Raw genomic sequence first — 19,781 nt, forward strand, 5'->3', positions numbered from 1 at the left:
ACCTATTGGGGCGCTGGGGCCAAGCCCAGGTGGACCAGGTACCGGGCCTGGCCCTCCCCCTTCCTCGCCGGGGACAAGGCCGCGTAGCGGTGGTACAGGGCCAAGAGCTCCCGCTGCAGGGCCTTGGCTTCTTCCCGGCGCAAGTGGAGCCCGGCGCTCCAAAGGTTGACCAAGGGAGGGAAGTCCTCCGCCAAGAGGTCGGGTTCCGCCTCCCCGCCAAACTCCAAAAGGCCCTCTGCGTTCAGGAAGACCCGGAGGACGGCCCCGTAACCGGGGTCGTGGGCCTCCAGGGCCCTCGCCCATTCCTCCTGCCAGCTTCTGGCCCCCTCGAGGGCCCGCAAGACCCCCTCCGGCACCAGCTCCCGCGGGATGCGGAAGTCGGTGTCCACCGCCTGGTAAAGGCGCACGGGCCGCCCCCGCCTGGGCCGGATCCCGGCAGGGCGCAAAAGGCCCGCCCGCACCAAGAGGCCCACCCGGTAGTGGGCCCGCTGCAGGGAAAGGCCTTGGGCTAAGGCCAGGTCCTTCACGCTGGCGGGGCCTGCCATGAAGGGCTTCAGGGCCACGGCCATCTCCGGGTCCGCCAAGAGGCGGGCCGCCAGGGGGTTGTCCACGCGAAAGGGCATGGCTCTACTCTAAAGGCCGGCTTGCGCCTGGAGTAGCGGGGAAGGGAAAGTGGGCGCCGTGCAGGGCTTTGCCGCCTTCCGCCTCCTTTGGGTGGGCCAGGCCCTGGCCCTGGTGGGCCGGGAGATGACCTGGTTCGCCCTCACCCTCTACGCCTACCAGAAGACGGGCTTGGCCACCACCCTCTCCCTCCTGGGCTTCTTCCACTTCCTGCCCCTCATCCTCCTCTCCCCCTTGGCGGGGGCCCTGGTGGACCGCTACCCCAGGCGGTGGGCCATGCTGGCCGCGGACCTAGGCGGGGGGCTGGCCACGGGCTTCCTCCTCCTCATGCTCCTCCTGGGGCGGCTGGAGGTGGGCCACCTCTACCTGGTCTCCGCCGTTACCGGGGCCCTTTCCAGCCTCCACTGGCCTGCCCTCTCCGCCGCCCTTTCCGCCATGCTGGAGAAGAAGGACTACGCCCGGGCCAGCGGCATGATGAGCCTGGCGGAGTCCCTGGCGGGGGTGGGGGCCCCCATCCTGGCCGCTGCCCTTCTGAAGCCTTTGGGTCTAGGAGGGGTCTTCGCCCTGGACCTCCTGGGGGCGGGCGCCGCGGTCCTCACCCTCCTCCTGGTGCCAATCCCCAATCCCAGGCCGCAGGCAGGAAAGCGGGCCTCCCTCCTGGAGGAGGCCCTTTATGGCTTCCGCTTCATCCTGGAAAGGCCGCCCCTCCTGGGCCTTCAGCTCATGTTCTTCGGGGTGAACTTCCTCACCACCCTGGCGGCCACCGTCCTCCCCGCCATGGTCCTGGCCAAGACCGCCCTCTCCGAGGCCGCTTTGGCCCTGGTGCGCTCGGCCTCGGGCCTGGGCGGGGTGGCGGGAGGGCTTCTCCTCTCCCTCTGGGGCGGCCCCAGGAAGCGGGTGCACGGGGTCTTTTGGGGCATGGCCCTTTCCAGCCTGGCCCTGGCCCTGATGGGGCTTGCGGACAGCCCCCAGGCCTGGGCCGTTCTGGCCTTTTTGGAAAGTCTCTTCATACCCGTGCTCAACGGCTCCAACCAGGCCATCTGGCAGGCCAAGGTGCCCCTCGAGGTCCAGGGGAAGGTCTTCGCCGCCAGGCGCATGATCGCCTGGTTCGCCAACCCCCTGGCCATGCTCCTCTCGGGGCCCCTGGCGGATCGGGTCTTCGGCCCCCGCTACGGCCAAGGGGAGGGGATCGCCCTCATGCTCCTCCTCTTCGGCGGCCTGGGGGTGGCCCTGGGGCTTTCCGGCTACCTCCTTCCCCAGGTCCGGGAGGCGGAACGCCTTCTCCCCGACGCCAAGCCGGACTAAACTTCTAGCATGGGGAAGCTGGAAGCCCTAAAGCGCCTCCTCCCTGGAAAGGTGGATACCTCCCCCTCCGAGCGCCGCCGCCACGGGCGGGACGAGGGCTACCCCGAAGAGGGAGAGGTGCTGGCCGTGGTCTACCCGGAGGGCGTGGAGGACGTGCAAAAGGCCCTCCTTTGGGCCCGGGAGCAGAAGGTGGCGGTCATCCCCTTCGGGGCGGGGACCAGCCTGGAGGGCCACCTCCTGCCCTTGGGGGAGGCCATCAGCCTGGACTTCGCCCGCATGAACCGCCTCCTCGAGGTCCGGCCCGAGGACTTCCTTTGCGTGGTGGAGCCCGGCCTCACCCGCAAGGCCCTAAACGAGGCCCTGAAGGGCACGGGCCTCTTCTTCCCCGTGGACCCCGGGGCGGACGCTACCCTAGGCGGCATGGCCGCCACCAACGCCAGCGGCACCACCACGGTGCGCTACGGGGGGATGCGGCCAAACGTCCTCGCCCTCCAGGTGGTCCTGGCCAGCGGGGAGGTGCTGGAGCTCGGGCGAGGGGTGCGCAAGACCAGCGCCGGCTACGACCTCAAAGACCTCTTCATCGGCTCGGAGGGGACCTTGGGGGTCATCACCCGCCTCACCCTGCGCCTCCACCCCTTGCCGGAGCACGTGCACACCCTAAGGGTCTTCTTCCCCGGGGTGGAGGAGGCGGCTTTGGCCAGCTACCAGGTGATGGCCAGCGGGCTTCCCGTGGCCCGGCTGGAGCTTTTGGACGAGCTCGCCTTGAGGGCCCTGAACCGCTACCTAGGGGCGGGCTTCCCCGAGCGCCCCGCCCTTTTCCTGGAGTTCCACTCCTCCACAAAGGAGGCCCTCGAGGCGGAAAGCACCCTAGCCCTGGAGATGGTCAAGGAGGCAGGGGCTTTGGCGGTGGAGGCCGCCAAGACCGAGGAGGAGCGCAAAAGGCAGTGGGAGGCCCGCCACCAGGCCTACTGGGCCCTGGTCCACCTCTTTCCCGGCCACCGCTTCGCCATCACCGACGTGGCCGTGCCCCTTTCCCGCCTGCCGGAGATGGTCCGCTACGCCCAAGGGCTTCTTCGGGAAATGGGCCTCACCGGCAACATCCTGGGCCACGTGGGGGACGGGAACTTCCACACCCTGGTCCCCGTTTTGCCCGAGGACTACCCCAAGGCGGAGGCCTACGCCGAGGCCCTAGTGCGCCGCGCCCTAGAGCTTGGCGGCACCTGCACCGCCGAACACGGGGTGGGCCTCAGGAAGAAGAAGTACCTCCCCCTGGAGCATGGGCCTGCTTTGGATTGGATGCGAAAACTAAAGGCCCTCTTGGACCCCGAGGGCCTCCTGAACCCGGGCAAGGTGCTTGACACGCCCTAGGCCCTTCGCTATAGTTAAGGATGGCGACGCGGGGTGGAGCAGCCTGGTAGCTCGTCGGGCTCATAACCCGAAGGTCGCGGGTTCAAATCCCGCCCCCGCAACCAAAAGGAAGCCCGGACCCTTTAGGGTCCGGGCCTTTGCCTTACCCTTGGGGCATGGACTGGGAGGTGCACCAGAACCCCGAGCGCTTGGTCAAGACCTTCCGCTTCAAGAACTTCCTGGAGGCCCTGGCCTTCGCCCAAAAGGTGGGGGAGCTGGCCGAAAGGGAAAACCACCACCCCCGCCTCACCGTGGAGTGGGGGCGGGTCACGGTGGAGTGGTGGACCCACAGCCAGGGGGGCATCACCGAGAAGGACCGGGAGATGGCCCGCCTCACCGACCTGCTCCTGGGGTAGCCTGGGAGAGGTATGGAGGCACGCACCTTAGAGCTCGTCTTCCCCGAGCACACCAACCCCCTGGGCGCCGCCTTCGGCGGCTTCGTGCTGGGCCTCATGGACAAGGTGGGCTCCTACGCCGCCGCCCGCAGGGCCAAGAAGCCCGTGGTCACCGTGGCGGTGAGCAGCGTGGAGTTCAAGGTGCCCATCCGCACCGGGGACCTCCTGGAGGTGGTGGCCAAGGTGGTACGGGTGGGGCGCACCTCCTTGACCGTGGAGGTGGAGGTCTACAAGGAGCGCTTCGGCCAGGAAAACGGCCGGGTCCTGGCCACCAAGGGGGAACTCACCTACGTGGCGGTGAACGAGCGGGGCCAGCCCGTACCGGTGGACGAGCATGCGGGTGCTGATTGACGCTTCCTGCCCCTACTGCCGGGCCTTGGGCCGGGCCCTGAAGGGCTTGGACCTGCGGGGGACCCTCCAGGTGGAGCCCCTGCAGGAGGCCCAGGGCCTGGACCGGGAAGCCCTCCTTAAGGAGCTCCACGTCCTGGAAGGAAAGAGGGTCCACCGGGGCTACCGGGCCCTCCTGGCCCTGGCCCGGAGGCTACCCCTCCTTTGGCCCCTCTACCCCCTCCTCCTCCTGGGCCTAGCCTTCGGCCTGGGGCCAAAGCTCTACCAGGCCCTGGCGGCGAGGAGGCCCCGTGCCTGAGCTGCCCGAGGTGGAGACCACAAGGCGGCGCCTCGAGGCCCTCCTCCTCGGGCGGCGCTTCCTGGAGATCCGCCACGGGGACCTAAGGCGCTACCGCCACACGGAAAAGGCCCTGGGCAGGAGGGTGGAAGGCCTCCTGCGCCGAGGCAAGTTCCTCCTCTTCCCCCTCTCCGGAGGCCTGGAGATGGTGGTCCACCTGGGCATGACCGGGGGGTTTCGCCTGGAGCCAACCCCCCACACCCGGGTGGCCTTCCGCCTGGACCAAGGAGCGGTCTTCTTCCACGACCCCCGGCGCTTTGGGCGCATCTGGGTGGTGGAGAGGGGGGACTACCGGGAAATCCCCCTCCTCTCCCGCCTGGGCCCCGAGCCCCTCTCCGAGGCCTTCCGCTTCCCGGAGTTCTGGGAGGGCCTAAGGAGAAGCGCCAAGCCCCTCAAGGGCCTCCTCCTGGACCAGCGCCTGGCCGCCGGGGTGGGGAACATCTACGCCGACGAGGCCCTCTTTAGGGCCCGCCTCTCCCCCTTCCGCCGGGGGAGGGAGGTGAACCCAGAGGAGGCCCAAAGGCTCTTTCAGGCCCTGAGGGAGGTCTTGGGCGAGGCCGTGGCCTTAGGGGGAAGCACCCTTTCCGACCGCACCTACCAGCAGCCCGACGGCCTTCCAGGGAGCTTCCAAGCGCGCCATGCGGTCTACGGGCGCCAGGGCCTCCCCTGCCCCCGGTGCGGCACCCCCGTGGCCCGGGCGGTGGTGGCAGGAAGGGGCACCCACTTCTGCCCCCGGTGCCAGACCTGAGCCCTCCCCCCGCGGGGGGCGCATTAGCCCCACCGGCCCCGGCCCCGGTCCAGGAGGTAGAAGAGGAGGCCAGAAAGAAGAGCCAGCAGGGCGGCCAGGGCCAAGGCCTCCTTAAAGGGGGCCTCTCCCGGCCTCCCCAGGCGCTCGTAGATGGCCAGGGTCAGGGTGGTCCACTCCGGGCGCCAGAGCACCAGGGTGGCCCCAAACTCCCCCAGAATGACGGCCAGGGCCAGGGCAAGCCCGGATTGCAGGGCGGGAAAGACCAAGGGGATCTCCACCCGCAAGAAGGCCCTAAGGGGGGTGGCCCCCAGGACCCGGGCAGCCTGAAGGAGGTTTGGGGAAAGGCTCCTTAGGGCCGGAAGCAGGGCCCGGGCCAGAAGCGGGTAGGCCAAGAGGGCGTAGGCGGCGAGGAGCAGGGGCAAGGAGCCCCGCCAGGCGGGGTAGGCCAGCAAGTAGCCCAGGCCCACCGCCACCGGGCTCACCAGGAGGGGGAAAAGGCCCAGAAGGTCCAGAAGGCGGCTCCCCCGGGCGGCCACCGCGTAGGCCACCCCCAGGGGCAGGGCCAGGAGGAGGGCCAGGAGGGTAAAGCGGAGGCTGTTCCCCAAGGCCAGGGAAAGGGGGGTGAAGTCCTCCGAGGCCCAGGCGGAGGCCAAGGCCCTGGGGTCGGCCTGGAGGAAGAGGGCCCCTAGGGGGGCGAAGAGAAGGAGGAAAAAGATGGCAAGCCCCGCGGTCCAGGCCCAGGAGGCGGGCAAGAGCTCCCCCGGAGGCAGAGGGTAAGGGCGGAACCGCAGGTACAGGAGGACGGCCAGGCCCAGGGTGAGGATCTCCAGGAGCATGAGGGCGCTGGCCTCGGGGAAGGCCAGGCGGTAGGCCAGGAGGGTGTAGACCTCCACCTCGAGGGTGGCGTACCTGGGCCCTCCCAGGAGGAGGGGCACCCCGAAGGCAGAGAAAGCGTAAAGGAAGACCAGAAGCCCCGCCGAGGCCAAGGCCGGCAGGAGGAGGGGAAGCCCCACCCGGAGGAAGGCGCGAAAGGGGGTAGCCCCCAAGACCCGCGCGGCCCGCATGGGGCCCTCCAGGCGCACGGCCACGGGCAGAAGGATGCGAAGGGCAAGCCCCAGGTTATAGAAGACCGCAGCCAGGAAAAGGAGCGCCCGGGTGCCGTAAAGGTCCACCCCCAAAACCCCCCTGGGTCCGAGAAGGGCCATGAACCCCAGGGCCACCACGGGGGTAGGGAGGACAAAGGGCAAGGTGGAAAGGGCCAAAAAGGCCTCCCGCAGGGGAAAGCGCCTGCGGAAGAGAAAGGCCAGGGGAAGGGCTAAGGAGAGGGTGAAGAAGGCAGAAAGGAGCCCATACTCCAGGCTCCAGAGGTAGCGTTCCCAGTAATAGGGGTTTGCCAGGGCCTTGGCAAACCCCTCCCCCACCCCCAGGGCCAGGATGCGGGAGAGGGGATAGAAGAGGGCCAGGCCTAAGAAGGAGAGAACGAGGAGCCCTGCAAGCCTGGCCACGCCCTCCTACACCCCTTCCCCACGCCCCTTCGCCGGGGCCCCCACCCTGGCTTGGTCAAGGTGGGGCGGTATCACCGCCGCCCCCGGCGCACCGCCTCGGGGCTTTGCCCCTGGAGCACCACCTGGGTCCACTCCGCGATCCAGCGCTCCCGGTTCTGGGCCATGACCTTGGGGTCCAAGCGCACGCTCCCCACGGGCTCGGGGGCGAAGCGGAAGACCTCGGGGAGCTTGGCATCCCGGCGGGCCGGGTACATCCACATCTCCGTGGGGATGTTCTCCTGCACGGGCTTGGAGAGGAGCCAGTCCACCACCTTCTTGGCTCCTTCCAGGTTCTTGGTCCCCTTCAGGATCCCCACGAACTCCACCTGGAAGAAGGCCAGCTCGGGGAAGAGGTTCCCCGTGGGGGGTTCCTGGTACTTGCCCTCGGAATAGTAGACCTCGGCGGCGGGGCTCGTGGTGTAGGAGACCACCAGGGGCCGATCCCCCTTGTAGAGGGTGAAGTGGGTGTAGTAGGCCTCGCTCCAGCCCTTGGCCACCCGCACGCCCCCATCCCGGAGCTTGGCCCAGAAGTCCAGGTACCCGTCCTCCCCGAAGCGGGCCACCGTGGCCATGAGGAAGGCCAGGCCCGGGGAGCTGGTGGCGGGGTTTTGCACCACCAGGAGCCGGGCGTACTCGGGCCGGGCGAGGTCGGCGGGCGCCTTGGGCAAAGAGCGGTCCTTGAAGTGGGCCCGGTCGTAGTTCAGGCTCACCCAGCCGTAGTCCACGGGAAGGGCGCGAAAGCTGGGGTCCAGGAGCAAGGTGGCCTTCAGGTTCTGGATCTCAGGGCTACGGTAGGGGAGGAGGATGTCCGCCTCGAGGGCCCGGGAGAGGAAGGTGTTGTCAAAGCCGTAGATCACGTCGGCAATAGGAGCCCCCTTGGTGAGGATGGCCCGGTTCAGGGTCTCCCCCGCGTCCCCTCCCTTGAGGAAGCGGAGCTTCAGGCCGGTTTCCCGCTCAAACCGGGCGATGAGCCCCTTATCCAGGGAGAAGCTGGAGTGGGTGAGGACCGTGATCTCCTGGGCCCAACCAAGGGCCAAGAACACCAAAGCCGCCAGCAGTCGCAACATAAAAACCCCCTGCCACCGGGGTTTCGGAAAGTCTTCGGCTTTCCGTCACCTTCCCTACGCCGGCATTACCCGGATCAGGTTCCAAGGGTATCTCTCAGCCCCTAACGGGACACCCCCGGTGACGCCCTGAGTTTACCCCACCCTTCCCGGCCCTGGAAGGGCGGTCTTTCACACCCTCCAAGGAGAGGGAGCCAGCAGGCCCTCGAGGCTCTCGCGGAAGGCCTCGCCAAAAGCCTCCGGTTGGTCGATCCAGGGGTAGTGCCCAGCCCCAGGGATCACCCGGATGGGGGCTTTGAGGCGCCCCGCCACCTCCTCCGCGTAGGGGTAGCTGGTGCCGTCCTGCTCCCCCACCACCACCGCCACCTGCTTGGAGCTGGGGGAAAGGTAGGGGGTGTAGTCCAGCCGCCAAAGGCCGTTGCGCAGGAAGCCCCAGGCAGGGGTATCCGGCCCCAGGATGCCGGAGCCCTCCGCCACCCACTCGTACTCCAGGCGGCCATGGGGGGTGGGAAACATGAGGCGGTCGAAGAGGAGCTTGGGCTCCGCCTTCTCCAAGGCCGCCCTCAGGTTCGCCTCGGGGTCGGCCAAGGGCTCCAGCCCCGCCGCCTCCGCAAGCCTTGCGGAAAGCCAGGGGAAGCTCACCCAGGGGGAAAGGAGGACCGCCCCCAGGGCCTCCGGGTAGCGGCGGAGGAGCTCCAGGGCCACCAGGGCCCCAAAGCCGTGGGCCAGAAGATGAAACTGATCCAGTCCCAAGGCCTCGGCCAGGGCCACGGTATCCCCCACCAGGGCATCTATGGTAAAAAGCCTGGGGTCCTGGGGAAGCTCCAGGCTCCGCCCCGAACCCCGCTGGTCGAAGTAGATGACCCGAAAGCCCTCCAGGTAGTCCTGAAGCCCCTCCCTGAGGGCGTAGGCGTTGCCCCCAGGCCCCCCGTGGAGGACCAGGAGGGCCGGGGCATGCTCGTCCCCCACGTCCTCCACGTAGAGCTCCGCTTCCCCTACGGGGATGTAGCCGATTTCTTCCCGCATCCCCTATAGACTACCCCATCCTGAAGGGTAAAGGCCCAAACCTTAACCCCGGGCAGGGCCTGGGCCTTGGCGATGGCCTCCTCCCCGGCGCCGAACACCTCCAGGAGCCACACCCCTTCCCCCTCAAGAAGCCAAAAGGGATGAGGAAGTTCCCAGGCCAAGCGCAAAAGGACCTCCTTCTCCTTCCCCTCCACGAAAAGCACCCTCATCCCTTCCCCCAAAGGCGGTGGTAAAAGAGGATCTCCGCACTCTCCTCCAAGGTGGTGAGGAGGCTGTAGGCCTCGAGGAGGGCCTCCTCTAGGCGCTCCTTGAGGCCGATGGCGAAGGCCCCGTGGCCCCTTAGGAGGCAAACCCGGTGCTCCCTCAGGGCCTCAGCCACAGCCAAGGCCGCCTCCTCCGTGGCGGAAACGGTCCTTGGGGAGAGCACCGGCACCTCCTTTAGGTAGTACTGGCCCTCGAGGTCCAGGGGAACGATCCGGTCCAGGTGCAGGGAAAGGGCCACCGCTACCCGGGGGTGGGCGTGGACGATGGCCCGGGCCGGGGTCTTCCGGTAGACCTCCCGGTGGATCACGCTCTCCACGCTGGCCCCTTCAGGGAAGGGGCCCTCCAGGGGCACCTCCACCAGGTCCTCGGGGGTCAGGCGGGCCTTCTGCACCCCGCTTCGGGTGATGAGAAAGCCCTCCTTGGTGCGCACGGAAAAGTTGCCCGCGGTGGCGGAGATGAGGCGCTGGTGGAAGAGGTCCTCCCCCACCTGGCGAAAGGCGGTGTAGATCCGCGCCAGCATGGGCCTATTATGGTGCAAAAGCCCTTCTGGGGGCGACGCTTAGGAGCCCCCACCCTGGCATAGCCAGGGTGGGGTGGCCTTAGGCCTGCTTCCCAGGCTGCTCGCGGCGGCCAGGGCGGCGGAGGGCAGGCTCCTTCTCCTTGGCCTCCACCGCCTCCTTCCTGGCTTCCTCAATGGCCTTGAGGGTCTTCTTGTCCACCACCTGGGTAAAGCGCACGAAGTCGTTTCCGGTCCCCGCAGGGATCAGGCGGCCCAGGATGACGTTCTCCTTGAGGCCGATGAGCTCGTCCTTCTTGCCGGCGATGGCCGCCTCGGTGAGCACGTGGGTGGTGTTCTGGAAGCTGGCGGCGGAAAGCCAGCTCTTGGTGGAGAGGGCGCTCTTGGTGACCCCCATGAGGAGGGGCTTCCAGGCCACCGGGGTCTTGCCCTCGGCGATGAGCCGCTCGTTCAAGGCCTCCACGTCCCACCGCTCCAGGACCTGGCCCTCCAGCAGACGGCTATCCCCGGGGTCGGTGACCTCCACGTACTTGAGCATCTGCCGCACCACGATCTCGATGTGCTTGTCGTGGAGCTTCACCCCCTGGGCCCGGTAGACCTTCTGGATCTCGTCCACCAGGTAGCGTTCCACCGCCTCGGGGCCCTTGGCCTCCAAAAGCTGGTGGGGGTCCACGGCCCCGCGGGTCAAAGGCTGGCCTGCCTCCACGTAATCCCCATCCTTCACCACCAGGCGGGCATCCTTGGGAAGCTTGTACTCCTTGGAGAAGCCCTCGGATTCCACGAAGACGGAAAGCTTCTCCTCGGTTTCCTCAATGCGCACCACCCCGTCGATCTCGGAGATGACCGCCTTGGCCTTGGGCCTGCGGGCCTCAAAGAGCTCGATCACCCGGGGCAGACCCTGGGTGATGTCGGTACCCACCGCCACGCCACCCGTGTGGAAGGTGCGCATGGTGAGCTGGGTGCCGGGCTCGCCGATGGACTCCGCCGCCACCACCCCCACCGCTTCCCCGATGGACACCGGCCGGGCCATGGATAGGTCGTAGCCGTAGCACTTCTGGCACACCCCGTAGCGGGTCTGGCAGGTGAGGGGGCTACGCACGGGCACCTCCTTGATCTCCCCGGCCTCCGCCGCCTTGATGATGAGCCCCACGTCCTCGAGGGTCAGGTAGCGCCCTTCCTCCAGGCGCTGGCCCAAGACCTCCACCTCCCGGGCCAGCACCCGGCCATAAAGCCCGGACTCGATGTCCGAGCGCTTCCTGAGGCGCAGGGTGCGGGTCACCTCGTCGGGCTGGAAGAGGGGGACGGAGATGAAGTTGGTGGTGCCGCAGTCCGCCTCCCGCACCACGATCTCGTGGGCCACGTCCACCAGCTTCCGGGTAAGGTAGCCGGAGTCGGCGGTGCGGAGGGCGGTGTCCGCCCCACCCTTCCGGGCCCCGTGGCTGGAGATGAAGTACTCCAGCACGGTGAGGCCCTCCCGGAAGGAGGAGCGCACCGGCACCTCGAAGGTCTCCCCCGAGGGCTTTTGCATGAGGCCCCGCATGCCGCAGAGCTGGCGGATCTGCTGGGGGTTACCCCGGGCCCCGGACTGGGCCATCACGTAAAGGGGGTTGAAGGGGTAGTTCTCCTCGAAGTTCTTAAAGACCGCCTGGGTGACCTTCTCCGTGGTCTCGGTCCAGAGCTGGATCACCTGGTCGTAGCGCTCCCGGTCGGTGAGGAAGCCCATCTCGTAGGCCTGCTCGATCTGCCTAAGCTTCTTGTCGGCCTCCTCCAGGTACCTCTGCTTCTCGGGGGGGATGACGGCGTCGTCGATGCCGATGGTGATCCCGCTGGTGGTGGAGAGGGTGAAGCCGTAGTACTTGAGGGCGTCCAGGAGCCTTGCGGTCTTCTCAATCCCCAGGCGCAGGAAGGACTGGTAGACCAGGTCCTTCAGGGAGTTCTTCTCCTGGGGGACGTCCATCTGCAGAAGCTCCTGGGCCACCCGCTCATCCCCCACCGCTTCGCCCACGATGCGGGCGAAGAGGACCCGGCCTGGGCTGGTCTCCAAGCGCCGGCCCAGGTAGCGCACCGTGACCACGTCCTGGAGGTCCAGGTACCCATGGGCCACGGCCAAAAGGGCCTCGTCGGGGTTGGCGAAGACGAACTTGAGCCGGCCCACGCTGGTCTCCTTCCCCGCCACCCGGATGGGGGCGTTCAGGGCCACCTCGCCCCGCTCGTGGGCGGCCAGGGCCTCTTCGGGCGTGGCGAACTCCCGGCCTGCCCCCTTCTTCTCCCGGCGCACCTGGGTGATGTAGTAAAGCCCCAGGATGATGTCCCGGCTGGGCTTGGCTAGGGGCTCCCCGGAGGCCGGGGAGAGGAGGTTGTGGGCGGAGAGCATCTGGATGCGGGCCTCCGCCTGGGCGAAGGAGGAGAGGGGCACGTGCACCGCCATCTGGTCCCCGTCGAAGTCGGCGTTGAAGGCCTCGCAGACCAGGGGGTGGAGCTGGATGGACTGCCCTTCCACCAAAACCGGCTGGAAGGCCTGGATGCCCAGGCGGTGCAGGGTGGGGGCGCGGTTTAAGAGGACCACCTTGCCGTGGATGACCTCCTCCAGGGCATCCCACACCTCGTCCTTGATGTCCCGCTGCCTTTCCAGCATCCTGCGGGCCGCCTTCACGTTGGGGGCGATGCCCTTCTCCTCCATCTTCTTGAGGAGGAAGGGCTTGAAGAGCTCCAGGGCCATGCGCTTGGGCAGGCCGCACTGGTGGAGCTTGAGCTGGGGCCCCACCACGATCACGCTCCGGCCCGAGTAGTCCACCCGCTTGCCCAAGAGGTTCTGGCGGAAGCGGCCCTGCTTGCCGGAGAGGATGTCGGTGAGGCTCCTAAGGGGCCGTTCGGAGCCCGGGTTGGTGACGGGGGAGCCGCGGCGGCCGTTGTCGATCACCGCATCCACCGCCTCCTGGAGCATGCGCTTCTCGTTGCGGATGATGATCTCGGGAGCCCCCTGGGCCAAAAGCTTCTTCAAGCGGTTGTTGCGGTTGATGAGGCGGCGGTAGAGGTCGTTGAGGTCGCTGGTGGCGAAGCGCCCCCCGTCCACCTGCACCATGGGGCGGAGGTCCGGGGGGAGCACGGGCACCGCCTCGAGGATCATCCACTCCGGGCGGTTGCCGGAGTCCAGGAAGGCCCGCACCACCTCGAGGCGCTTCCTGGCCTTGGCCCGCCGGGCCCGGGAGGGGTGCTTCATCTCCTCCAGGAGCTCGGCCTCCAGCTTCTCCAGGTCCAGCTCCTTCAACAAGACCTGGATGGCCTCCGCCCCCATGCGGGCGTCGATGTCGTAGGACTCCACCACCCGCACCACGTTCCGGACCAGGTCCACCTCCACCCGGCCGTAGATCTCGCTCTTGACCCTGCCCCCGTCGGCCAGGGCATCCCCTGGGGCCACCCGGTCCCCGGTGGTTACCTCCACGTCCTCCTCAAAGGGGTAGAGGCGGGCTTTCATCACCACGATGCTGGCGGGCTCGTGCAGGTGGACGATCCCCTCGGCCTCGGCGATCACCTCCTCCTCGGGGTCGATGGCCGCCACCACCTTTTCCCCCGCTTGGACGTGGGCCCCTTCCGGCACCACCACGTTCATGTGGGGGGCCACCGCATAGTCCTTGGGCTCCGTCCACTCTAAGAAGAAGGTGAGGTAGACGGTGTCCCCTTCCTCCTCCGCCTCCACCTCCTTGGCGGTCATGTGGCGGGGCATGCGCAGAAGGCCCCGCCCCTCGGCCAGAGGCTGGCCCTTTTCCACTACCTCCCCGTGGACCACCAAGGGGGTCAACCCCACGGGCAGGAAGTAGCGGGCCACGGGCTCATCGTCCTTAAGGAGGGTGAGGAGGTGGCCCTCCTCGAGCTCCTTGAGCTCCACCACCCCCTCCTCCTCCGACCGGAAAAGGTAGGGCTCGGGGAGTTCCCCCAGGATCTCTCCCGGCCTATAGCCTTCCCTCTCCACCCAGGCGGAGAGGGGAAGGCGGAGGCCCGCCCGCTCCTTGCGCAGGTAGTCGATCCGCACCCGCCGGGGGAAGCGGTAGAGGGCCACCCCATCCATGCGGCTCACTACCCCGGGAGCCAGCTCCTGCCCCTTCACCACCTCCTCCCCGTCCTTGACCAGGGCATCCACCCCCTGGGGCAGGGGGTAGGTCTCCTGCTTGCCGTAGCGGAGCTCCCGGTACTCCTCGTCGGTGAGGAGCTGGCCCTTTTCCACCGGTACCCCGTTCAGCACCGCCCCCTTGGGGTCCAGGACGATGTACTTGCTGAAGTAGAGGACCTGCTCCAGCTCGGTGGCGGACAAGTCCAGGAGGGTGCCGATCTTGGAGGGCACATCCTTCACGAACCAGATGTGGGCCGCCGGGGTGGCCAGCTCGATATGCCCCATTCGGTAGCGGCGCACGATGCTCTTGGTGACCTCCACCCCGCAGCGCTCACACACCTTGCCCTCAAAGCGCTGCCGCTTGTACTTCCCGCAGGCGCACTCGTAGTCCTTGGTGGGGCCGAAGATGCGCTCGTCAAAAAGCCCATCCCGCTCCGGCTTCAGGGTGCGGTAGTTGATGGTCTCGGGCTTCTCCACCTCCCCGTAGCTCCAGGAGCGGATCTTCTCCGGGGAGGCCAGGGCGATGCGGACCTTGCGGACTTCCTTTTTCATTCTTCCTCCAGCTTTTTCAGCAAGCGCTACCGCTTGGACGCCAATCCCTCAAAGATGTCCACGGGGTTGTCCCGCTCGTCCAGGGTCTGCACGTCCAAGGCCAAGGCCTGAAGCTCCTTCACCAGCACCCGGAAGGACTCGGGCACGCTGGGTTCGGGCACGTCCTCCCCCTTGATGATGGCCTCGTAGGCGGCGTTGCGGCCCTCGATGTCGTCGGACTTCAGGGTGAGCATCTCCTGCAAGGTGTGGGCGGCCCCGTAGGCCTCGAGGGCCCACACCTCCATCTCCCCGAAGCGTTGGCCGCCGAACTGGGCCTTGCCGCCCAAGGGTTGCTGGGTGATCAGGGAGTAGGGGCCGGTGGAGCGGGCGTGCATCTTGTCCTCCACCATGTGGTAGAGCTTCATGATGAACATCTGCCCCACCACGATGGGGCCCTCGATGGGCTCGCCGGAGCGGCCGTCGTAAAGGACCACCTTGCCCTGGAGGAAAAGCTCCTTAAGCTGCTCCTCCGGGCTTTTGCCGGGGGTCACCAGGCCCAGCTTCTCCGCCCGGGCCAGGACCTCCAGCTCCCTCTTGTCCACCCCGAAGCCCTCCTCCTTCCGCTTGCCGAAGTAAAGGTCGAAGGCCTCGGCCAAAAGGGCCTTGATCTCGGGCTCCGTGGCCCCGTCGAAGACCGGGGAGATGTAGCGCTGGCCCAGGAAGAAGCCCGCCAGGCCCAGATGGGTTTCCAGGATCTGGCCCAGGTTCATACGGCTGGGCACACCCAGGGGGTTCAGGATGATGTCCACGGGGGTGCCGTCCGGCAGATGGGGCATGTCCTCCACCGGGAGGATCTTGGCCACCACCCCCTTGTTCCCGTGGCGGTTGGCCAGCTTATCCCCCACCTGGAGCTTGCGCTTTTGCGCCACGTAAACCCGCACCACCTCCCGCACCCCGGGCTTCAGCTCCACCCCGGGGTCCCCCCGGCGCAGGCGCAGGGTACCCACCACGATGCCCCCCTCGCCCGGGGGAACCCGCAAGGAGGTGTCCTTCACATCCCGGGCCTTATCCCCGAAGATGGAGCGCAGAAGCCTCTCCTCCGGGGAGGGCTCCTGCTCCCCCTTGAAGCTGGTGCGGCCCACCAGGATATCCCCGGGCTTCACCTCGGCCCCGATGCGCACCACCCCCTCCTCGTCCAGGTCCCTCAGGGCCGCCTCGGAGAGGTGGGGGATGTCCCGGGTGATCCGCTCCGGGCCCAGCTTGGTGTCCCGGGCCTCGATCTCGTAGCGCTCGATGTGGATGGAGGTGTAGAAGTCCCGCTTTAGAAGCTCCTCGCTGATGACGATGGCGTCCTCGAAGTTGTAGCCGTCAAAGGGCATGATGGCCACCAGGACGTTCTGCCCCAGGGCCAAAAAGCCCCCTTCGGAGGCCGGGCCATCCGCCAAGAGATCCCCCCTCTTCACCCTCTGGCCCACGGTCACCCGGGGACGCTGGTCCAGGGCGGTACCCTGGTTGGAGCGCACGAAGCGACGCAAGGTGTACTCCACCAAGCGGCCATCCTCGTAGCGCACGGCGATGCGGCGGCCATCCACCGCCACCACCTCCCCGTCCTCCTCCGCGTAGACCGCGGCCAGGGAGTCCCGCACCACCCGCTCCTCGAGGCCCGTCATCACCACCGGGGCCTGGGCCCGAATGAGGGGCACCGCCTGGGTCTGCATGTTGGAACCCATGAGGGCCCGGTTGGCGTCGTCGTGCTCCAGGAAGGGAATGAGGTTGGTGTTCACGGAGAAGACCTGCTTGGGGGAGACGTCCATGAACTCCACCTCCTCCGGGCCCACGATCACCGGCTCCCCCCGGCGCCTTGCCACCACCCGGTCGGTGGCGATGCGGTTCCCCTCGAGGGGGGTGTTGGCCTGGGCGATGGTGTACCGGTCCTCCTCGGTGGCGGTCATGTAGACCACCTCGTCGGTGACCACCCCGTTCTTCACCCGGCGGTAGGGGGTGCGGATGAAGCCCAGCCCGTCCACCCGGGCGTAGGCGGCCAAGGAGGTGATGAGGCCGATGTTGGCGCCTTCCGGGGTTTCCACCGGGCAGATGCGCCCGTAGTGGGTGCGGTGCACGTCCCGCACGTCAAATCCCGCCCGCTCCCGGGTGAGGCCCCCAGGACCCAGGGCGGAGATGCGCCTTTTGTGGCGCAAGGAGGAAAGGGGGTTGGTCTCGTCCTTGAACTGGGAGAGCTGGCTACGGCTGAAGAACTCCCGGATGGCCGCCTCGAGGGGCCGGTTGTTCACCAGCTTGGCCGGGGTAAGGGTATCGGCGGAGCCCATCACCATCCTCTCCCGCACCCCGCGGGCCAGGCGGCTTAGGCCCACCCGGAACTGGTCGGCCATGAGCTCCCCCACGGTGCGGATGCGGCGGTTGCCCAGGTGGTCGATGTCGTCCACCTCGTGGCCCGGCACCCCGGCGGTGAGGGCGAAGAGGTAGCGCAGGGTGGGGAGGAAGATCTCGTCCTTGAACTCCCCGTCCTCAAAGCGCGCCAGGGTGCGACCGGAAAGGCGCACGCCCAGCTTTTCCTCCGCTTTGTACCGCCCCGCCTCCCCCAGGTCATACCGCCTTGGGTCGGCCAAAAGGCCAAAGAGGTAGGCCAAGGCCTTGTCCTTCTTGGGAGGGTCCCCGGGACGGAGCAGGGTGAAGAGGCGCACCAAGGCCTCCTCCGGGCGCATGGAGAGCACCGCCTCGTCCAGAAGGCCCCCCAAAAGCTCCCCGTAGGCCCCAAGCTCCCGGTTCAGGGTCTCAGCGTCGTAACCCAGGACCCGGAGGAGGAGGATGAGGGGGAACTTGCGCTTGTTGACCTTCATGGAGACGGTGCCGTTCTGCTCCACCTCCAGGTCGATCCAGGGTCCCCGCTTGGGCAAGGGGATGATGCTGGCCACGTAACGCCCGGGACGGGCGGGGTCCGGGGTGAAGTAGACCCCCGGGGAGCGGTGGATCTGGGAAACGATCACCCGGTCGGCCCCGTTGATGATGAAGGAGCCGTCCTCGGTCATGAGGGGGATGTGGCCCAGGAAGACCTCATCCTCCTTGATGAGGCCCGTGTCCTTGTGGATGAGCTGGAGGCGGGCATAGAGGGGGGCCTGGTAGGTGAGGTCCTTCTCCCGGCACTCGTCCTGGGAGAAGGGGGGCTCCCCGATGCGGTACTCCAGGAAGTCCAGGACCATACCGCCCTTGCCCTTGTCCCCCTCCTCCACGGGGAAGGTCTCCTTGAAGGCCGCCTGGATGCCCACGTCCTCCCGCTTATCTGGGGGAACATCGGCCTGAAGGGCCCTCTTGTAGGACTCCACCTGGATTTCCGTCAAAGGGGGAAGGGGAATGACCTCTCGGATGCGACCGAACCGCTTAATCTCCATGCGTCACCTCTGGGAAAGCGGGCCGCCCGAGGTAAGCTAACAGGGTTCTTCCGCGGGACGTGGCGTCCCGCGGCGGCTGGCTCTTACCGTGCTCCCTTGGCCCGACCAAAGAGCACAAACCTTAGCCTAAAGGACCTCCCCAAGTCCCGTCAAGCCGAACGTGCCGACCCCGCTCCTTTTGGCCGCTAGCGCTCCACCTCCACCCTGATTTTATAGTTGCCCCGCCTCGTTTCGCCAAGCACCTCTAGAAGCCTCAGACTCCCCAGGCCCTCCGCCAAGAGGGTGTCCCCCGGGGCCATCTCGTCCTTGGGGGAGGCGGGCCGGCCCTTGAGCCGCACCTTCCCCGCCCTCACCCCCTGGGCGAAGTAGGTGCGGGAGACCCCAAAGCCCTTGGCCCCCACCGCATCCACCCTTAAGGAGGGCACCACCAGGGTGCGGACCCGCTCGCTCTTGGCCTTCAAAGCCCCTTCCGGCGGGGGCAGGAGGGCAAAGCCCGCCTCCTGGAGGGCCTTCTTCCCTTGAGGCAGAAGGGCTACCAGAAAGCCCCCCTCCCACGCCTCGAGGTCCCCCATGGCCTCCCCCAGGTCCGGGGGCTCCTTCTCCAGGAAAACCACCTCCACGGGGTCATGCACGAAGGGGATCTCCGCCGGGTAGAGGACGGCCACCTTCCGCTCCGCCAGGGGGAAGCCGCCGAAGAAGGCCACCCTAAGCCCCTCGGCCCGAGCCGCCTCCTCCAGGAGGGCCTGGGCCTCGAGGTCCAGGAAGCCGGTCTGCACCACCCGCCCGCCCCGGGCCCGTTTGAGGTAGGAGGAGAGGTCCGCCACGAGGAAAGATGATACCCTAAGGAGGGTGGAAAGGCTTAAGGAAGCCGTCCGCCTCCTGGTGGAGGAGCTCAATCCCCTCGGGGTCTACCTCTTTGGCTCGGGAGCCCAAGGCCTTCTGACCCCAGAAAACGATTTGGACCTGGCCATCTTAAGTAGCCGCACGCAAAGGTTGCCCCATCGGCCAAGGCCAAAGCGGCGCGCTCATGGCCTCTTTGGGGCCCCCGTCGTGGCGCAAGCCACGACGGGGTACTTAGGCATAGAGCCTTACCCTCCCGAACGGCTCTTTGCCCTGCGGGGGCCCCTGAGCCTCCTCCTGGGGCGGGAGGTAGACCTGGTGGACCTCCGGCAGGCCGCCCTGCCCCTTCAGGCCCAGGTGGCCGCCTTCGGCCAACCCCTCTACCGGGCGGGGCCGGAAGCCGAGCGCTTTTTGGACCTGGCGCTCAAGGCTTACGCCCGCCTCAACGAGGAAAGGGCTGCTCTCCTGCGGGACGTGCGCACCCGGGGACGGATCTATGGATGATGTCCTCCTTAATAAAGCCGCGACCATAGAACGCTGCTTGAAGCGCATAGAAGAGGAGTACCGGGGCCATGAGGAAGAGTTGGAAACCAACTACACCCGCCAGGACGCCATCGTGCTCAACCTGCTCCGGGCCTGCGAAGCAGCCATAGACATGGCCATGCATGTGGTGCGGCTTAAGCGGCTGGGTTTACCGCAAACCTCACGGGAAGCCTTCGCCCTGTTGGAAAAAGCTGGGCTCCTTTCCCCAAGCCTCTCCCAGCGGATGCAGGCCATGGTGGGCTTCCGCAACGTGGCGGTTCACGACTACCAAGCCCTTTCCCTGCCTATCCTGCACCGCATTCTCAAGGAGCGGCTTGGAGACTTCTTAGTTCAGCGAAACGCTACTCCGAACCCTCCCGGACCACGAAGCTTAAACGGGCGCTGGCCCTTTCCTCTCCCTCCACCAAGGCCCTGACCGCCACCTTGCCCAGGCCCCGGCGGAAGAGGAGGAGCTCGCCTTCCAGGATCAGGGTGTCCCCCGGCACCACGGGCTTTCTGAAGCGGGCCTCCTCCACCCCCACCAAAAAGACCAGCCCCCCGGGCCGGAAGCCCGGCTGCTTGGCGATGGTCCCCACCGCCGCCTGGGCCATGGCCTCGAGGATCAGCACCCCCGGCATGATGGGGTAGCCGGGGAAGTGCCCCTGGAAGTGGGGCTCGTTGAAGGTGACGTTTTTGAGGGCCCGAAAGGTTTTCTCGTCGGCGTGAAGGACCCGGTCGATGAGCAAAAAAGGGTAGCGATGGGGCAGGAGGGCAAGGATCTCCCCAATCTCCACGGC

At 67.5% G+C, this 19,781-nt stretch carries 18 protein-coding genes, 1 tRNA gene and 1 riboswitch; of the genes, 9 read left to right on the forward strand and 10 right to left on the reverse strand.

Annotation, left to right across the window (positions count from 1 at the left end):
* Nucleotides 1-2: 2 nt before the first annotated feature.
* Nucleotides 3-623 carry a helix-turn-helix domain-containing protein gene (locus L1087_RS10210; protein WP_234558790.1) on the reverse strand — a complete coding sequence of 207 codons (621 nt, stop codon included), beginning with the start codon at nt 621-623 and terminating at the stop codon, nt 3-5.
* Nucleotides 624-681: 58 nt separating this feature from the next.
* On the opposite strand from L1087_RS10210, the gene L1087_RS10215 reads away from it, so the two are divergent.
* The 7 genes from L1087_RS10215 to L1087_RS10245 all read left to right on the forward strand — a co-directional run bounded on the left by L1087_RS10215 (nt 682) and on the right by L1087_RS10245 (nt 5,161).
* On the forward strand, nt 682-1,926 hold the full coding sequence (locus tag L1087_RS10215; RefSeq protein WP_234558855.1) for an MFS transporter: 1,245 nt from the start codon (nt 682-684) through the stop codon (nt 1,924-1,926).
* A 9-nt stretch (nt 1,927-1,935) separates the two neighbouring features.
* Entirely contained in the window at nt 1,936-3,294 is a 1,359-nt protein-coding gene (locus L1087_RS10220; RefSeq protein ID WP_234558792.1) for an FAD-binding oxidoreductase, read from the forward strand.
* A gap of 27 nt (nt 3,295-3,321) precedes the next feature.
* Nucleotides 3,322-3,398, forward strand: a tRNA-Met gene (locus L1087_RS10225).
* 51 nt (nt 3,399-3,449) lie between these two features.
* A complete protein-coding gene (locus tag L1087_RS10230; protein ID WP_135260393.1) occupies nt 3,450-3,689 on the forward strand; it encodes a 4a-hydroxytetrahydrobiopterin dehydratase in 240 nt (79 codons plus the stop codon).
* Nucleotides 3,690-3,701: 12 nt separating this feature from the next.
* Nucleotides 3,702-4,079 (forward strand): acyl-CoA thioesterase, encoded by a 378-nt coding sequence (locus tag L1087_RS10235; RefSeq protein WP_234558794.1) that lies wholly within the window; start codon nt 3,702-3,704, stop codon nt 4,077-4,079.
* A complete protein-coding gene (locus L1087_RS10240) occupies nt 4,063-4,374 on the forward strand; it encodes a DCC1-like thiol-disulfide oxidoreductase family protein (RefSeq protein ID WP_234554480.1) in 312 nt (103 codons plus the stop codon). The genes L1087_RS10235 and L1087_RS10240 overlap by 17 nt, the downstream gene beginning before the upstream one ends.
* The gene (locus L1087_RS10245; RefSeq protein ID WP_234558796.1) at nt 4,367-5,161 is read left to right on the forward strand and encodes a DNA-formamidopyrimidine glycosylase; all 795 of its coding nucleotides are present in this window, start codon (nt 4,367-4,369) and stop codon (nt 5,159-5,161) included. Before L1087_RS10240 ends, L1087_RS10245 begins: the two co-directional genes overlap by 8 nt.
* A gap of 23 nt (nt 5,162-5,184) precedes the next feature.
* Here the strand turns inward: L1087_RS10245 and L1087_RS10250 are convergent, their stop codons facing one another.
* The 8 genes from L1087_RS10250 to L1087_RS10285 all read right to left on the reverse strand — a co-directional run bounded on the left by L1087_RS10250 (nt 5,185) and on the right by L1087_RS10285 (nt 18,446).
* Entirely contained in the window at nt 5,185-6,666 is a 1,482-nt protein-coding gene (locus L1087_RS10250) for an ABC transporter permease (protein ID WP_234558798.1), read from the reverse strand.
* Between the two features lie 71 nt (nt 6,667-6,737).
* A complete protein-coding gene (locus L1087_RS10255; protein WP_234558800.1) occupies nt 6,738-7,772 on the reverse strand; it encodes a thiamine ABC transporter substrate-binding protein in 1,035 nt (344 codons plus the stop codon).
* Nucleotides 7,773-7,805: 33 nt separating this feature from the next.
* Nucleotides 7,806-7,899: riboswitch (TPP riboswitch) on the reverse strand.
* Between the two features lie 41 nt (nt 7,900-7,940).
* Nucleotides 7,941-8,795 (reverse strand): alpha/beta fold hydrolase, encoded by an 855-nt coding sequence (locus tag L1087_RS10260; RefSeq protein ID WP_135260387.1) that lies wholly within the window; start codon nt 8,793-8,795, stop codon nt 7,941-7,943.
* A complete protein-coding gene (locus tag L1087_RS10265; RefSeq protein ID WP_234554484.1) occupies nt 8,765-9,004 on the reverse strand; it encodes a hypothetical protein in 240 nt (79 codons plus the stop codon). Before L1087_RS10265 ends, L1087_RS10260 begins: the two co-directional genes overlap by 31 nt.
* Nucleotides 9,001-9,579 (reverse strand): fuculose-1-phosphate aldolase, encoded by a 579-nt coding sequence (locus L1087_RS10270; protein WP_135260385.1) that lies wholly within the window; start codon nt 9,577-9,579, stop codon nt 9,001-9,003. The genes L1087_RS10265 and L1087_RS10270 overlap by 4 nt, the downstream gene beginning before the upstream one ends.
* A gap of 79 nt (nt 9,580-9,658) precedes the next feature.
* Nucleotides 9,659-14,236 (reverse strand): DNA-directed RNA polymerase subunit beta', encoded by a 4,578-nt coding sequence (gene rpoC / locus L1087_RS10275; protein ID WP_234558802.1) that lies wholly within the window; start codon nt 14,234-14,236, stop codon nt 9,659-9,661.
* Between the two features lie 26 nt (nt 14,237-14,262).
* Nucleotides 14,263-17,622 carry a DNA-directed RNA polymerase subunit beta gene (gene rpoB / locus L1087_RS10280; RefSeq protein WP_234558804.1) on the reverse strand — a complete coding sequence of 1,120 codons (3,360 nt, stop codon included), beginning with the start codon at nt 17,620-17,622 and terminating at the stop codon, nt 14,263-14,265.
* A 185-nt stretch (nt 17,623-17,807) separates the two neighbouring features.
* Nucleotides 17,808-18,446 carry an RNA-binding protein gene (locus L1087_RS10285; protein ID WP_234558805.1) on the reverse strand — a complete coding sequence of 213 codons (639 nt, stop codon included), beginning with the start codon at nt 18,444-18,446 and terminating at the stop codon, nt 17,808-17,810.
* A 25-nt stretch (nt 18,447-18,471) separates the two neighbouring features.
* On the opposite strand from L1087_RS10285, the gene L1087_RS10290 reads away from it, so the two are divergent.
* Entirely contained in the window at nt 18,472-18,966 is a 495-nt protein-coding gene (locus L1087_RS10290) for a nucleotidyltransferase domain-containing protein (protein WP_234558807.1), read from the forward strand.
* Nucleotides 18,959-19,420: a type VII toxin-antitoxin system HepT family RNase toxin gene (gene hepT / locus L1087_RS10295; protein ID WP_084584750.1), complete on the forward strand. Its 462-nt coding sequence runs from the start codon at nt 18,959-18,961 to the stop codon at nt 19,418-19,420. The genes L1087_RS10290 and hepT overlap by 8 nt, the downstream gene beginning before the upstream one ends.
* On the opposite strand, the gene fabZ is transcribed toward hepT, so the two are convergent.
* Nucleotides 19,347-19,778, reverse strand: a complete 432-nt coding sequence (gene fabZ, locus L1087_RS10300; RefSeq protein ID WP_038040269.1) for a 3-hydroxyacyl-ACP dehydratase FabZ — start codon at nt 19,776-19,778, stop codon at nt 19,347-19,349. The two genes, hepT and fabZ, sit on opposite strands and share 74 nt — an antisense overlap.
* Between the last annotated feature and the right edge of the window lie 3 nt (nt 19,779-19,781).

The sequence above is a fragment of the Thermus tengchongensis genome, assembly GCF_021462405.1.
GTDB lineage: Bacteria > Deinococcota > Deinococci > Deinococcales > Thermaceae > Thermus > Thermus tengchongensis.